The sequence below is a fragment of the Mesorhizobium sp. P3_A9 genome (assembly GCF_056402975.1).
The window spans coordinates 21,530-35,635 of record NZ_JBFUGJ010000011.1 but is presented as its reverse complement, the minus strand read 5'-3'; the positions used below and the strand labels follow the sequence as shown (position 1 = coordinate 35,635).

The window sequence follows — 14,106 nt, the reverse complement described above, 5'->3', positions numbered from 1 at the left end:
TGAAATTTGGTATCGTGGCGATCGTCGAAATCGGATGCTCAAACAGGAGTAACCGCTATGCAGTGGGGCAGGTCAGCCTTTGTGTTGGCGGTCGTGTTTTTCTCGACCCACGTTTCCGCCGATCCCGTTCAGAAATCAGAAGACATCGTGAAGTTTTTTGCCGGCGCGGCCGATCTCGGCAAGTCGCGGGGAATTTGCGTCGGCACCGAGGAGGAGTGCAAGAGCAAGACCAAGGCAAAAGACGCGCCGGGAGAAAAATCCAGCCTCGATATGCTGATCAACTTCGGCCTGGATTCAGCCACACTCGACACCACCGCACGCGCTGAACTCGACGAGTTCGCCAAGGCGCTGAAGGACAGCCGGCTGAGCACGTTCAGCTTCGTCGTCGAAGGCTACACCGACGCCACCGGCACGGTGCATTACAACGAAGGCCTGTCGCAACGGCGAGCGAAATCGGTGGCAGCTTTCCTGACGGCCAGCGGCATCGAACCGGCCCGCATCAATGCGATCGGCATGGGCGAAAAGAATCCGCGCAGCGCCAACCCTTACGATCCGGCCAACCGCCGCGTGGAAATGCGCATAAAGACCCAGTAGCGCGCGGCTGTCACTGCTTGAGTAGGCTGCCCACGGCCACACCGGCGCCGAAGATCAGTGCCCTTGTCAGGAAGTCGTTGTTGCGCCGGCGCGGCGGAGGATCATCCAGCCGCGCCATGGTCTCGCGGTTGCGCCACTTCTGAACGACCTGCTGCTGCTTGCGGGGTTTCTGTGCCATCGGCCTCATCGTGCGGGCCTTCTGCACCACCTGCTTTTTCGGCTGCGCCGCACTGGCTTGATCGGCGGCGTATCCGGCACGCACGGCTTCCATCTGCGGATCTGACTGGATCACCAGGAACGCCAGCTGCTCGCGCGTCAGATAGGTGGTTTGCGGCAGTCCGTTATCGGATTGCCAGATGCCGATCGCCTCACGGGTCTGAGAGCCCAGGGTTCCGTCGATGCGACCGATCTCGTTGCCCAACGCTTCGAGCCGCAATTGCAGGTCGATGCGGCCCTGGCGGTCGAGGCCGATCGCACTTTCCGTCAACGCGGTGCCCGGCGCCTGCTTCATCTCGTCCGGAACGCTGATAGAGGTCTGCACGGCAGAGCCGGAACCGGTGCTCGCCTGGTTCGTATCAAGTGCCGCGACCTGCCGGTTTTGAGCTGTCGGGCCGTTCAGTTCGTCGATGTTCAGCCGCGCCACTGTGGCGAAGCGGCCGTTCGGGAACTGGTCGAGATAGGCCTGGTAGAACGGACCGGAATTGTGCTTCGAAGCCTCATCCCAAAGACGTTGCTCGACTTCCCAGGAAGGAGAACCACTGGCGACAGGGGCACGGGCGGATGTCGCGGATGCGTGCGATGCGTCGGCCACGGGATTTGCAGCCGCCGCCGCGGCGACGGGTTTTCCCAGGAAAACCTCGCGTCCCAGCGATGCGTTATGCCACGGCCGCTGGCGGCCTTGCGTGGTTTCGGTCACTTCGCCGCGCACGCGCGTCAGCGCGCTCTGGATTTCGACGCCGGGTTCGGTCAGATGCTTGGCGAGCGCGGTGGAGTAAGGACTGTCGGCCCCGTCGCCGTCGAAGGCGATGGCGCCAGGATCTGTTGCATAGGCAATCAGCAGGCCACCGGTACCGACGCCGTCCGATCTCGCTTCGACCGGTGCCAGACCGGTGCCCAGCGAGGTGGAGCGGCTTTTCGGCAGTGAGGCCGCCAGCGTCCTTGCCAACGGATTGTCGCGGCAGGCATCGAGGATGATGACGCCAATCGCTGGGTCGGGCGGCAGCGCGGCCATGAAGTTGTCGATCTGAACGGTCCGTGTCTTGAGATAGGCCGGCGACGTCAAATCGGCGTCGACCGGAATCAGGTAGTTCTTGCCGTCGACCTGCATGCCGTGACCGGCATAGAAAATGACCGCGAGGTCGGCGTCGTAGGCTTGCTCTGTGAACCGGCTGATGAGGCTGTGCATGCCGGCATTGTCCTGATCGACCCCTTCGATCACCTCGAAGCCGGCATTGCGCAGCGTCGATGCGATGAGGCGGGCATCGTTGGCGGGGTTGGGCAAGGTAACCGCATGGACATAGTTGCTGTTGCCGATCACCAGCGCGACGCGCTTGGCGTCTGGCGCGGCGGCCCCGGCGCCGAAGGCGGCAAGGAAAACCACGATAATTCCGCTCAGAAAGACTGTGATCGTTTTCATGGACCAGCCCTCTACCCACTGGGGGCACTGTTGATGTCGGCGGATGCCAGATTTCGTCGGCGACTGGGTCGCTTGTGCCAAAAATGGCTCCTTGGACATATGTGGTCCTGACCGCAGTTTTGGTTCACAACGGTCCGAAAATAGTGACACCAATGGCCTGAGGGGCTGATGCCGTGGCCGGCAGGTTCAAAGCGCAGTCTGAATCGAGCTGATGAGGGCGGTGACGGCCTGCTTGTATTTTTCGAACTCCGGCGATGTCTGGCGGATCTCCGTAGTCGTCGGCGGCGGGCTGGCGTCGGTGGCCACACGGCTGAGCTTCTGGCCCATCTTCCTTTCGGCCCAGTCCACCACATAGCTGGCTGTCTTGCCGGTGAGAAACGGGTTGGCCTGGATGACGGCCGACCCCAGCACGGCGCTCAGTTGCGCAGAACCCGGTGCCGACAGCACCTGATGCGCACCTTCCATGCCGAGGAAATGGCAGAGATAGAGCCGGCCGGCTGTGATCTGGTGACCGCGCGCCCGCAGATAGGCCTCGCCTTCGCGCGCCAGATTGCGCACCATCTCACGCGAGATGGTGGCGTCGTAGCGCAGGGCGAGCAGGTCGGCGGTCGACAGCGAGCGTGCAAGTTCCGGCCGGTAGGTGTTCATCATCCGGATCCAGGTCTTGGTTATGAACTGGCCGGCCCCGGTCGCCGAGGAATTCGGGTTCTTGGCGCGGGCGCTGCCGCCGCTTTCGACATGAACGATCCGCTCGGTCAGCGTTTCGACGGCGACATCGCCGGAATTGCCAGAACTGCCAGTATCATAGCTGGCGACCGTGGTGACCGTCCCCAGCGGATCGATCGCCTCGCCGTTCTGGTAGAGCTCGAAATGCAAATGCGGGCCGGTCGAAAGCCCGGTGGTGCCGATATAGCCAATGATGTCGCCGGCCTTCACCTTGGTGCCGACGCCGCTCGCAATGGCGAATTTCTGCATATGCGCGTAGCGCGTCTCGCGCCCGTTCGCATGCGTAATCTTCACCAGATTGCCATAGCTGCCGCCATCGCCCTGGAAGCTGATCTCGCCGTCGAAGGCCGCCATGATCGGCGTGCCGACAGGGGCTGCCCAATCGACACCCTTGTGGATACGAACGACGCCGAGGATCGGGTGCTTGCGCGGGCCGAAGGTCGAGGTCATGACCCCGTTCACCGGGGTCACCATGCCGTTGGCGACAGTCAGCGAACGCACCTCGTCATTGCCGGTGACGCAGGCGTACTGGCCGTCGCTTTGCTGGAAGACGAAACAGTCGATGGTCTTCTCACCGCCCTGGACGCCGACATAAAGCACCCGCCCGGACGTCTCTTCCTTGCCGCGCGGCGTCTGCGAGTAGATCAGCACCAGGCGCTGGTCCTCGCTGGCGAAGGCGTCGAGATCCTGTCCGCGCGACAGGTACATGATCGCCTCGCCGATGACGCCGGTTGGAACCTTGTTGCGCGCAGCCGTCGAATAGATCGCGTCGAGCAGGCGGTATTGCCGCTTGGGCCCGCCTTGTTCGGCACCGGAATAGTTGAACAGGTCCTCGCGCACCCAGGGATCGACACCCGATACGAAGGCGCCCGCGGCGTTGCGTGTCAGCGTGCCGACAAAGACATTCTTGGCGTAGATCGAGACCTGCATGAGCGACATCGTCGTCGTCTCGCGGTTCGGCCGGAAGCCGCGCATGGCGACGACATAACCCGGTTCCAGACCGTCCCGGTTGAAGATCGCCTTCAGGGCTTCGCCGGCCAGCTTGGCATCGTCGGCGGAGAAATGTGCATCGAGCGCAACGCTGTCCAGGCTGCGGTCGTTGAGGATCTTCACGAACGTGTCTTCGGTCGCCTCGAAGCGCTGGTACTCGCTGGTCACCGTTGCCACGGTCGTATTGTTCTCGATCTGGGTCTTCTTGAAGGCGGGCAGCGCTGCCTCGCCCTGATCGATGGTCTCTCCCCATCCGGCCTCCGGGTCGTCGGCATCAGCCTTGGGCGCCGAACCGGCCGGGGCGCCGCTCGCATCGGGTGCGGCCAGGTCATTATCCAGGTCGCCCTGCTGGTCGTCCGGTGCCGCCGCCGGGGCTGGCGGAGCGGCCTGCTCAGCGGGTGCGGCAGCCGGAGATGTCGGAGCGGTCCGCCGCTGTGCCTGGAAGAACGCGAAGTCCTCCTGCGTCGACGGGATCGTCGTCATGAACTTTTCGCTGGCACTCAGCATCACGTCGGAGAGGATCTCGATCTGCGGCGAGGCGCCGGAACTGTCGAGCTCGGCCGGGCGCGCTACCGCATGGCCCTTGCTTGCCGTGTCGGCATCGGGCGCAAGCGTGATCCACATCGGATCTCCCGCCAGATCGATAATGGCAGGCACATAGACGGATGCATCGGCCGGCACATCGTCCGCGCCTTCAACCGCGTGCAACTCCTCGTCTTCGTCGCCAAACGACCAATAGTCCGCGGTGAGGTAGAAACCGGCAGCGATCGAAAGCAGGACAATCACGGCCAACCCGGCAATGAGCCGGCGCCAAAGCGTGCGCCTGCGCAGCGCGGCTCGCGCCTGCTTTTTCTCTCTGAAGCTGGTGTCGATACTGTGCGTCACGGATTGCTTCCGGTCAGGAAGAAGGTCCACCGCGCCTGTTCGAGCGTATCGACTTCGAGAAATTGCGCCGCGATGTGGCCGCGCTGCCAGCACTCGTCGATGCCGCGGATCGAAAAACGCCGCCGCTCGATGCACATCTCGGTCGATCCGGTCAGGATCGCATGGCCGAACACATCCGTCGCATAGATGTAGATGTAGCGGTTCGTCAGCTCCTCACGGATGACGTTGACACATTGGTTGGCGCCGATGGTCCACCAGCCGTCGGTCTGGTCCGCATTGTCGACCTTCTGGCCGACCGCCAGATTGACGACGTCGAGCGTCTGGTTGCAGACGGTGAACTCGGCGCGCGCTTCACTGGACACCAGCACGGCCAGCAGTGCCGCTCCTGCCATGACCGCAAGCTTCACGCGGCCTGTCATGGCAAGCCGGGCTCGAGCTGGATCACGCTGCTCTATCGGCAGGTCGGCAGACGAATGAGGCAAACACGCGCGGCGGAGTTCCATCGGGCGCCCATGCTATCCGCCGAGCCGGAAATACTTGGCAGTGGCTGAGAATTGCGATCCGTCGGTTTCGATCTCCTCGAGAATTTTGGGCAGCAGAACCGAGGCCGGCGTCGGCGTCGAGAAGGAGGCCGCCTGAATATCCTGCGGACCCGTGATCACCATGATGATCTGCGGCACGGCCTTCCCGGCGGCCTTGTCGGCGGCGCCGAGGCCAATCGGGATGCTGAAGGTAGCCCTGTCGGATTGCGCGACGATGCGGTCGTCGAGGTTGAACACCATGCCCTTGTGATCGATCAGCAGCACGCTGGAAATGAGCCCGCCGCGCGTCACCAGCGTGCCGCTGATCGGCGTCCCGTTCGGCACCGATGTCCGGTCGAGAACAAGCTGCGGCTTGTCGGCCGTGGTCTGCCCGAGAAAGCGCAGAAAGTTGGTGACTTCGCACTGGCTCGGCTCGATGAGGCGGACGCTGATGTCCGGCTCGACATGGAATTTTGCCTGGAAATCGCCGAGCATCCGTTCGAATGGCTGGACCGCCGTGCCGAAACCTTCGATCGCGGCGGCCTTGTCGGTCGACGACGTCATGGTCGCGTAGAAACAGTCGCCGCCGCCGAAGTCGCGAACCCAGGAGACCCGTTGCGCACTGTCATCGACGACCGGCGGGATCGCCGGTTTGGGCAGGTTCAATGCGACGACTGGTTGGTCCGGCTGGTTGGCCGGCGGTGACGATGCGTTTTGGCCCTCGGCGTTCGCGGTATCCGTCTGGCTCACGCTCGGTTTGGGTGCCGGCACGGCCGCCTTGGCTTCCGGCTGGCTGATCTGCGGCTCGGGCTTTGGGGTCTCCACAACCTTTGGCAGGACCGGCGGCGGTGCTGCGGCCTTCTCGGCCGGCGGGACTGGAGCTATCGTCTCAGGTGCTGGAGCTGCCGTCTGACTGTTGCGGGCCATCGTATCCGGCTGGATTGCCGGCGATGCCGTTTCGGACGGCTGCGCGACCGTTGCAGAAGGCTTCGGGGGTTCCTGGGTTTGCGGGGGAGCAATGGGCTTCGCCGGCTCGGGCGTTTGCACCGGCTTCGCATCTGCCTGGCTTGCAGCCGGCGGCGCGTTCGCCTCCGTTTGTGGTTGCGCTGCCATTGCCGGCTGCTTCGGGAGGGCCTCGGCCGGCTGCGGCTTTTGAGCCGCCGCGGCCTCTGGCTGTTTTTCAGCCGGCGGGACGCTGGCCTCCGGCTGCGCGGGCGCAACCGGCTTTGCCGGCTCGGGGGCGCTCGCGACCTTGTCCGTCGGGGTCGGCTTCGACGTTTCCGCTACAGGCTTCGAGGGTTCGGGCGAAAGCGACGTCTTGCCGGCAGTCGGCGCCGCCGGCGTCATGAAGCCGCTCAGGTAAAGGCCGGCGCCTGAGGCGACAGCCAGTGTCGCCAAGGCGGCAATCGCGATTGTTCGGGTCTTCGCAGGTTTTCCGGGGACGTTGCTCGCGGCCATGCGCGGCGGCCCGGCGATCGGCGAAGGCTGCGGCTCGGACAAATGCGCGGGCCGGACATGCGGGACGAAGCGCTGTTCGCCCGGGCCTGTTGCCGCCGGCGCGTTGTGCCCCGCGACATTGGATGGCTGGGGCTTGGGATCAGGAGCAAGGGTTTGCTCGGCCGCTGGCAGAGCCGGACGGTCACGGGGTGTCCTGGATGGCGGCGGCGTTGTTGCTTCGTCTTCGCCGCGCGTCATCCTGGCGATGTCAGCCATGCTGACCGGCCGGTCTTGCGGATCCGGTTGCAGCATGGCTTCGACAATGCCGCGAAAATCGTCGTCGATGTCGGAGAGATCGGGCACGGTCCGGCGCTTTTCGATGATCTCGTACTGTGATCCGCTCATGTCGATCGGCTTGCCGCGCAGAGCGGCAGCCAGCACCAGCCCAAGGCTGTAGATGTCGGACTGCTCGCTGACGTCGCCGCTGTACAGTCCGAGCTGTTCGGGTGAAACGTAGTTGTATTTTCCCGCGAACTTTCCGCCGATCAGCGTCTCCCCGCCCACGGTCGCCGATCGCGCGATGCCGAAATCGATGATCTTTGCGCGGTCGACCCGGCCCCCTGGCAGGATGATGTTGTCGGGCGAGAGGTCGCGATGGATTGCTCCGGCCTGATGCACGGCGGCCAGGCCGGATGCGAGGCGATGGCAGAGCTTGCGCACCTCTTCCACCGGCATCGGCCCGCGCCGCATGATGTCGAACAGCGACTCGCCGTCAACGAATTCCATGGCCAGGTAAGGACGGCCGATCCCCGGATCGATGGTGAAGACGTGGTATCGCACGACCGCGTCATGCGACAAATGGTTGAGGATCGAGGCCTCCTTGCGGAACAAGGACAGGATCGTCTGGTCGCGGGCAAACTCGGGCAGCACGATCTTGATGGCGACGTGGTCTCCGGTCTGGATGTTGTGGCCACGGTAGACCTCACCCATGCCGCCGAATGCGATCCGTTCGTCAAGTTCGTAGATGCCGCTGAGCTGCGTGCCGACCGCGGTGTTGGCCACCTGCGGCGAAATTCGCGTCTTGTCGTCGGCGCTCATCAGCCTCAGCCCTCCGCTCTGGACAGATCAGGGTGGAGCGATTGTCCATTGCGCCCGTTTCCGATCTTTACCAGCACAATGGTGACATTGTCCGTTCCGCCTCGCGCCAGAACCGTTTCCAGCAGGTTTTCGCCGGCCGCCTGAGGCGTTGCCGACACCACAGCGGCCTCGATCTCCGCGTCGGTGACATGTGCGGTCAGCCCGTCGGTGGCCAGCACGAAAATGTCCCCCGGCATCAGTTCGCCTTGCTGGAAATCGATGACGAAGTCGTCGCTGACGCCGACCGCATGCGTGATGACATTGCGGCGTGGCCAGGTGAGCGCCTCGGCCGCGCTGATCATGCCTCGATCCAAGAGTTCCTGTACTTCGGTGTGGTCTTTCGAAATCTGCGAGATCGCGGCGTTGCGGATCAGATAGACCCGGCTGTCGCCCGCCCACAGGCAGGCGAACCGTCCGTCCATCGCCAACAGGGCGGCGACCGTGGAGCCGATGGTGATGCCACGCGATTCCGATATGCTGCGGATCTCGGCATTGGCCCGGCTCAGCCTGTCCTCGAAACGCGCCCGCAGATCCGGAGCGGAGCTTGCGATGCCGATCGTGGCCAGATGGTCGACAATGCTGGCCGAGGCGACCTCTCCGGCCTCATGCCCGCCCATTCCGTCGGCCACCACCCAAAGCCCGGTTCGCGGCTCGAGAAGATAGTTGTCCTCATTGTGCTCGCGGACACAGCCCTTGTGGCTCACGCCGAAGCTGTCAAAGGGAAGGGCGACATCGTTCAACTTGCCACCAAACGCGTCTCACGCGTCCTCTGCGGCGCACTCCCGGGCGCCCGCTCGTGCCAGTCTGCCACAGGCTCGGCCATTAAAGTATCGAAATTAAGGTCCGGGTCCCTGCGGCTCATGCGGGGTGTCAACGCGTTGAAAGGTTCGAAGCCCATCTCAAAACGCCTTCGGACAGCTGAATCCGGGAAGTGCCGGAAGCAGGAAGGGGCTGGGGCCGGAGCCGGTCTGGATCGTATAGGTGACGTCGCGCCCGCCGATCACGAAGCGCGCTTCGACATTGCTGTCTGTCCCGGTAATGGTCGCCTTGTCCATGAGCCGCTTCAGCGCCCACGGCCCTTCGAACTTGATGCTGGATTCGCGGCCCGGCATCTCCGGCGTCAGGCTCAGGCTGGCGGATCCGGAAGCCGCGCCGCTCGGCCACGTCAAGGTGCTCGGCGCGTTGCCCGCCTGGTTGCTCTGCACGGTCTGACCGTCGACATCGAGCACCGCCGCATCGGCATCGCCATGCAGTGAGAACGGCGTGAAGGTGATGCTGATCGAGGGCGTCGAACCGCCCTGGGGAAAGAACGCGCTGCGGATTTCGGCCGCCTGCTGGAAGCTTTTCAGCGTCGATTTCGACAGGTCGCGGCCGAAGCGCGCATCCTGCTTCCAGCTCCAGTCCTGACCGCTCATGTCGATCAGCGATGCGAGGTTTTGCGCGAAGAACCGGTCCATCAGCCCACCCGGAGCGAACAGTTTGGCGAAATCCGCCATCGCCATGTCCTCGGTGGCATTGCCGGAGAAAGGATAACGGCCGTTGATCGCCGCCTCGCAAGGCGCGGTGACCGCCTGGTCGAGCAGCTGGTTCAAATTCGCCACCGAGGTCTCTGTGACATTTCCTTCAAACTCGTCCGCCGTCGCATTGACCATTCTGGCGAGTGGCTTGGGCAGGCGCGAGGAATTGGCGCGAAGGGTGGCTATCTGCAGCTGCAGATTGGCGTTGACGCGTTCCGTCTGTGAAGGCACGTCGGTCGCCAGTTGCAGGCTCTGGTAGATGTCGCGGAAATTCTGCGTCAAGGCATCGATCGGCCGGCGTCCGGCAGGACCGCTCACCAGGGCCTGGAACGATTTGAACTGCGCTTCGATATTGGCCCCGGGATTCTGGTTTGCTGCGGATCCTATGCCGGCACGGCTTTGCGATTTTCCGGTGGCGATTTGTATGCCGATGCGCGCTAGGCCCTTGGCCATCTTTGCTGCGTCCGGAGATTGGCCTTGAACCGTGCCGGCTTCGACCCCGGTGCTCGTGTCTTGGCCGGAAGCTGCGTCGCGCGTCAGGGCGGTTTCGTCGGCGATCGCCGTAAACAGCTGTTCGATCGGCGAGGTTGGTGAGGCGACGGCAGAAAGCGCGATATAGTGCGGCTTGTCCTTCAGCATAGCTTTGAATTTCAACCCGTCGAGAACGCTGTTCCACGCCGTTGCGAATTCCTTGCCATAGCGATCGAGAAGTTCGGGGCCGAGCTTGAGCAGTTCCTGATCGATGCCGCCTTGCTCGCCGCCGCCACCGAGCACCCACTGGTCGTCGACGAGCGTCTGCGCAATGCGCGAGAGTTGCCCGAGATAGAAATGGTTGAAGCCGGCCCAACTATAGAGGCCGGGAACACGAAGGCCTGACAGGTCGCCGCCGTCGACACGCTCGAACAGCAGCTGCGACTCCGGGCCGCCTTTGACGGAAACCGAAAAATCCTCCAGCGCCGCTGAATATACCGCCGACTTGATCAAGGCGGAGGCGCGGTCGGCAAGGCTCATCCGCCCAAGCGAGCGCTGGGCGGCCTCGACGAGCGGCTGGTTCAGTTCGAAAACCGGATCATAGGCGTCGTCCAGGGCAAGCATGGCGCGCAGGTGCTTTTCGAGCTGCTCGCGTCCTGGGCGGTTGTTTTCGCCCGGATAGCGGTTCTGCTCCCAATCCTGCTTCATCCAGGAGATGATCAAGGCGTCGTCGACCTTCGGCGCCTTGCCGCCGAGCATCAGGTAGATTTTCAACGGTTCGTAGAGCGCGGCGGGATCGGCCATCTTGGCCTGGATCGTCCGCTCGGCCTGGATCAGCAGACGCGATCGGAACATGCGCTCCAGCGCTTGCCGGTAAGCCGTCCTGGACGCCGAAAGCAGTCTGTCCCGCTGGCTGAGGCCGAACGTCTCCTCGATCGGTGTCGGTGCGTCGCCGGTTTCGAACCCGGCCGGCAGATCGCGCAACTGGTCGAGCGGGCCGATGACGTTTTCGAGGTCGACATCGGTCACCTCGGTGCTTTTGAGCAGCGCGTCCGCCGTCGTGCGGTACTGGCCCATGGCCTGCGTGGTGGAGGCAATCAGCGACCTGTTGGCGGTGAAGCTCAGGGCGAGCGTTCCGAGGGCCGCCGCGGCGATCAAGGCGATGGCGCTAAGCCCGGCAAATCGGGCGATCGCCGCACGCCTTGCCGCCGATTTGTCGTACGAAACCCAACCGGATTCGGCAAAAATGACGCTTGTCAGCAGATCATGCAGAAAGAAACTTTTGCCGCTTCCGGAAAGATGGGCGCGGGAATTGCTGCCGAAGCTGCGGCCGATCGCGCCCAACACCTGATCGATGGGCGTCCCCTCTTGCGTGCCTGACGAGAAATAGAGCCCACGCAGGCTGGCATTCACCTGGCTGCGGCCCGGATCGAACAGGCCGGCGACAAAACTCGTAATTCGAACCTTCAGCGCGCCAAACTGCGCCGGAAAGCCAAAGACCGATATGCGCGCGGCCGGGTCAGCCTCTTCCTGAAGGCGGTCGGGCATCTCCTCGACCAGGCGTCTTGCCAGTGCATCGAATTCGGCCGGAGCCTCGGCGGCCATGTTCTTGGTGCGATCGGCGGTCTGGAATGTCGCGCCCCAGACCTTGCGTCGGCGCGGCTCGTCGAAACCGCCGAAATAGTCCATGAATCCGACGACAAGATCGGCCTTGGTGAACAGCAGATAGACCGGAAACTGGATTTTCAGCGTCTCGTGGATTTCCCGCAGGCGACTGCGTATCTCGACGACATGAGCGTCAAGCTGCTGATCGTCGAGGCCGATGAGATCGGCAAGGCTGATCGCCAGGATGACGCCGTTGATCGGTTGGCGTGCGCGGTATTTCTTGAGCAGCGCCAGGAAGGCGAGCCAGCTCTTGCTGTCGCTCTGCGCATTGGACTCCTGCGTCGTGTAGCGTCCGGCGGTGTCGATCAACACGGCCTGATCGGTAAACCACCAGTCGCAGGCGCGTGTGCCGCCAACGCCGGCGACTGGCTGGGCATCACCCGAACCGGCCAGCGGAAAATTCAGGCCGGAATTGACAAGTGCCGTTGTCTTGCCTGCGCCGGGCGGGCCGATGATGATGTACCAGGGGACCTCATAGAGGAAATTGCGCTTGCCGCTCGACCGTTTGAGCGCGGCGATCGCTTCGTTCATGCGCGCTTCGAGCACCTGCGAGTCGCTGTCCCTGTCGTCGTTGCGGGCAACGACGGTCTCCAGCGCCTTTTGCGCTTTGCGCATCTTCCAGAAGCGCAATCCGTAGATGATCGCCACGGTCGCCACGATCACACCGATGATTGCCGCGCGCAGCCAGACAGGCCCGAGAGGGCGGCTGTCGGCGAAGCGGATCAACGGTCCGGCAAACCACACGGCCGCCGAAAAACCGGCCAGCGCGATCATGCTGAAGATCTGCAGCAGCCAACGCGTCATCGGCGCTTCCAACCGGCCGTGCTCACAATGTTTCCTCCTTGGCGATCATCACATCGACACGGCGGTTCTTGGCGCGGCCTTCCGGCGTCGCATTGTCGGCGATCGGCTCGTCCTCGCCCTTGCCGTCGACGGTCAGCCGCGAAGGATCGCTGAACTTCGGCGCCATCATCGTTTCGACGGCCTTCGCCCTGGCGACGGACAGGTCGAAGTTGGACTTGAACGGGCTCGATTTTCGCGGCTTCACATTGTCGGTGTGGCCGACGATCCTGATCGGTCCGCGCTCGGGTTCCAGGGCGGCTGCGATATCAGTGGCTATGGGCTGGAACCCCGGCTTCGCCTCGGCCCGGCCGGACTGGAACAGCAGGAGATTGTTGATTTCCACGACGATGAAGTCGCCCTTCGTGCCGACGGTCAGTCCGCCGGCTTCGACGTCCTTGGCCAGTGCCGAGCGGATGCGGTCGATCTGCGTGGTTGTGGCTGCAGGCGGAGTGACTTTCACCGGCTCGGCCAACGGCGCCACGCTCGCGCGCTCGATGGCGATCGGCGTCGATGGCGTGAGAGCCAGCAATTCACCGGCGGTGGCGTCGCCTTCATTGGTGATGAAGACCCGTAGTGCGAAAAACGCCGCTGTCAGCAGCGCCGTTGCCGCTGCCGCGACGGCCCACAGCGGCAGGCGTGTCGACGATTGTGACATCGTCGCCGCCAAGCCTTGCCAGCGAGGCGAGATGTCCTCGTCGGCGCGAGGCTTGAAATAGCGAAGCGTTTCGTAGACGTCGCGCCGAACGCGTTCGAGATTGGTGTCTTCGCGTGTCAGGCCGCGATATTGGCCCTCATACCCCAGCGACAGGCAGACATGCATCAGTTCGAGCAGATCGTAGTGTGTCTCCGGGCTGGCCAGGACCTTGTTCAGCGCTTCGAAAAAGCCTGTCCCGTTAGGCTCGACGTGGAAGAACTGCGACAGCATGCTGTGCTGCGCCCAGGTGTCCTTGCGTGGCCAAGGCAGGTTGCCGATGAGATCGTCGGCTGTTTCGCAAAGGACGAACTTAGCAATCCGCGCATCCTCTTCGGCAACACCTGATTTCTCCAGTGTCCTGTCGAATTTATCGATCGCCTCAGCGACATGTTCGGCCAACGGCTCCGCTCGTCTCTCGACGGGGACAAGCCTGAGCTGGCCGAACAGCATCAGCAAGGGTGCGGCCGCGGCAAGGATCGGGTTTGCCGCAGAATATCGGACACTGTCGGTGATATCGAGCAGGGTCTCCTGTGGCAGAGCCGGCGCCGGCTTCGCAGCGGAAGCGCCGCTTCCTGCCGCAACAGGAGGAGTTCCCTGATAAAGCACGGTCCCTGATGTCCAACCAGGCGGCGTATGCCGGCCGACGCCGGGATCGAACACGGTCGACTCCTTGACCGGCGAGCGTTGCCCGCCATCCTCGGCGGGCTCCTGTGGGATCGGCGCCGGTTTTCGCTCACGCCGTGGCGTGGCGCGAATGACGGTCTTGCCCGCCGGGCCGAAAGGATCGTCCTTCGAGTTCATGGCCGATCGTCCGTCCGCGCCTGACGCCCGCGCTCTTGCCGGACAGGCGCAGAGCTCTTCGCGGCCAGGTAACGCAAAGGCGAGCCCTGCGCAGCAGGGCAGTGTCTTGAGGACGGTCGGCTACTCCTTACTATCCCGCTGTAAGATGACATTTGCCGCAGACCCCCAGGTCGATCAGCCTTACCCGCT

At 63.6% G+C, this 14,106-nt stretch carries 8 protein-coding genes; 1 reads left to right on the top strand and 7 read right to left on the bottom strand.

What is annotated here, in order from left to right; all coding sequences use genetic code 11:
* Positions 1–57: 57 nt before the first annotated feature.
* Positions 58–594 carry an OmpA family protein gene (locus AC1DX0_RS03765; protein ID WP_477220772.1) on the top strand — a complete coding sequence of 179 codons (537 nt, stop codon included), beginning with the start codon at positions 58–60 and terminating at the stop codon, positions 592–594.
* A gap of 10 nt (positions 595–604) precedes the next feature.
* Here the strand turns inward: AC1DX0_RS03765 and AC1DX0_RS03760 are convergent, their stop codons facing one another.
* The 7 genes from AC1DX0_RS03760 to tssL form a co-directional block, all read right to left on the bottom strand.
* On the bottom strand, positions 605–2,230 hold the full coding sequence (locus AC1DX0_RS03760; protein WP_477220773.1) for a caspase family protein: 1,626 nt from the start codon (positions 2,228–2,230) through the stop codon (positions 605–607).
* 186 nt (positions 2,231–2,416) lie between these two features.
* On the bottom strand, positions 2,417–4,831 hold the full coding sequence (locus AC1DX0_RS03755; protein ID WP_477220774.1) for a M23 family metallopeptidase: 2,415 nt from the start codon (positions 4,829–4,831) through the stop codon (positions 2,417–2,419).
* Positions 4,828–5,250, bottom strand: coding sequence for a DUF1036 domain-containing protein (locus AC1DX0_RS03750; RefSeq protein WP_477220775.1), 423 nt, complete (start codon positions 5,248–5,250; stop codon positions 4,828–4,830). The genes AC1DX0_RS03755 and AC1DX0_RS03750 overlap by 4 nt, the downstream gene beginning before the upstream one ends.
* Before the next feature lie 96 nt (positions 5,251–5,346).
* Positions 5,347–7,887 (bottom strand): serine/threonine-protein kinase, encoded by a 2,541-nt coding sequence (locus AC1DX0_RS03745; protein WP_477220776.1) that lies wholly within the window; start codon positions 7,885–7,887, stop codon positions 5,347–5,349.
* Between the two features lie 5 nt (positions 7,888–7,892).
* Positions 7,893–8,666 (bottom strand): PP2C family protein-serine/threonine phosphatase, encoded by a 774-nt coding sequence (locus AC1DX0_RS03740; protein ID WP_477220777.1) that lies wholly within the window; start codon positions 8,664–8,666, stop codon positions 7,893–7,895.
* 159 nt (positions 8,667–8,825) lie between these two features.
* Entirely contained in the window at positions 8,826–12,383 is a 3,558-nt protein-coding gene (gene tssM / locus AC1DX0_RS03735) for a type VI secretion system membrane subunit TssM (RefSeq protein WP_477220778.1), read from the bottom strand.
* Positions 12,384–12,405: 22 nt separating this feature from the next.
* Positions 12,406–13,917 (bottom strand): type VI secretion system protein TssL, long form, encoded by a 1,512-nt coding sequence (gene tssL, locus AC1DX0_RS03730; protein WP_477220779.1) that lies wholly within the window; start codon positions 13,915–13,917, stop codon positions 12,406–12,408.
* Between the last annotated feature and the right edge of the window lie 189 nt (positions 13,918–14,106).

Coding starts and splice junctions, on each gene's coding strand:
- AC1DX0_RS03765 (WP_477220772.1), top strand. CDS start 58: ATGCAGTGGGGCAGGTCAGCCTTTGTGTTGGCGGTCGTGTTTTTCTCG.
- AC1DX0_RS03760 (WP_477220773.1), bottom strand. CDS start 2,230: ATGAAAACGATCACAGTCTTTCTGAGCGGAATTATCGTGGTTTTCCTT.
- AC1DX0_RS03750 (WP_477220775.1), bottom strand. CDS start 5,250: ATGACAGGCCGCGTGAAGCTTGCGGTCATGGCAGGAGCGGCACTGCTG.
- AC1DX0_RS03745 (WP_477220776.1), bottom strand. CDS start 7,887: ATGAGCGCCGACGACAAGACGCGAATTTCGCCGCAGGTGGCCAACACC.
- tssM (WP_477220778.1), bottom strand. CDS start 12,383: ATGACGCGTTGGCTGCTGCAGATCTTCAGCATGATCGCGCTGGCCGGT.
- tssL (WP_477220779.1), bottom strand. CDS start 13,917: ATGAACTCGAAGGACGATCCTTTCGGCCCGGCGGGCAAGACCGTCATT.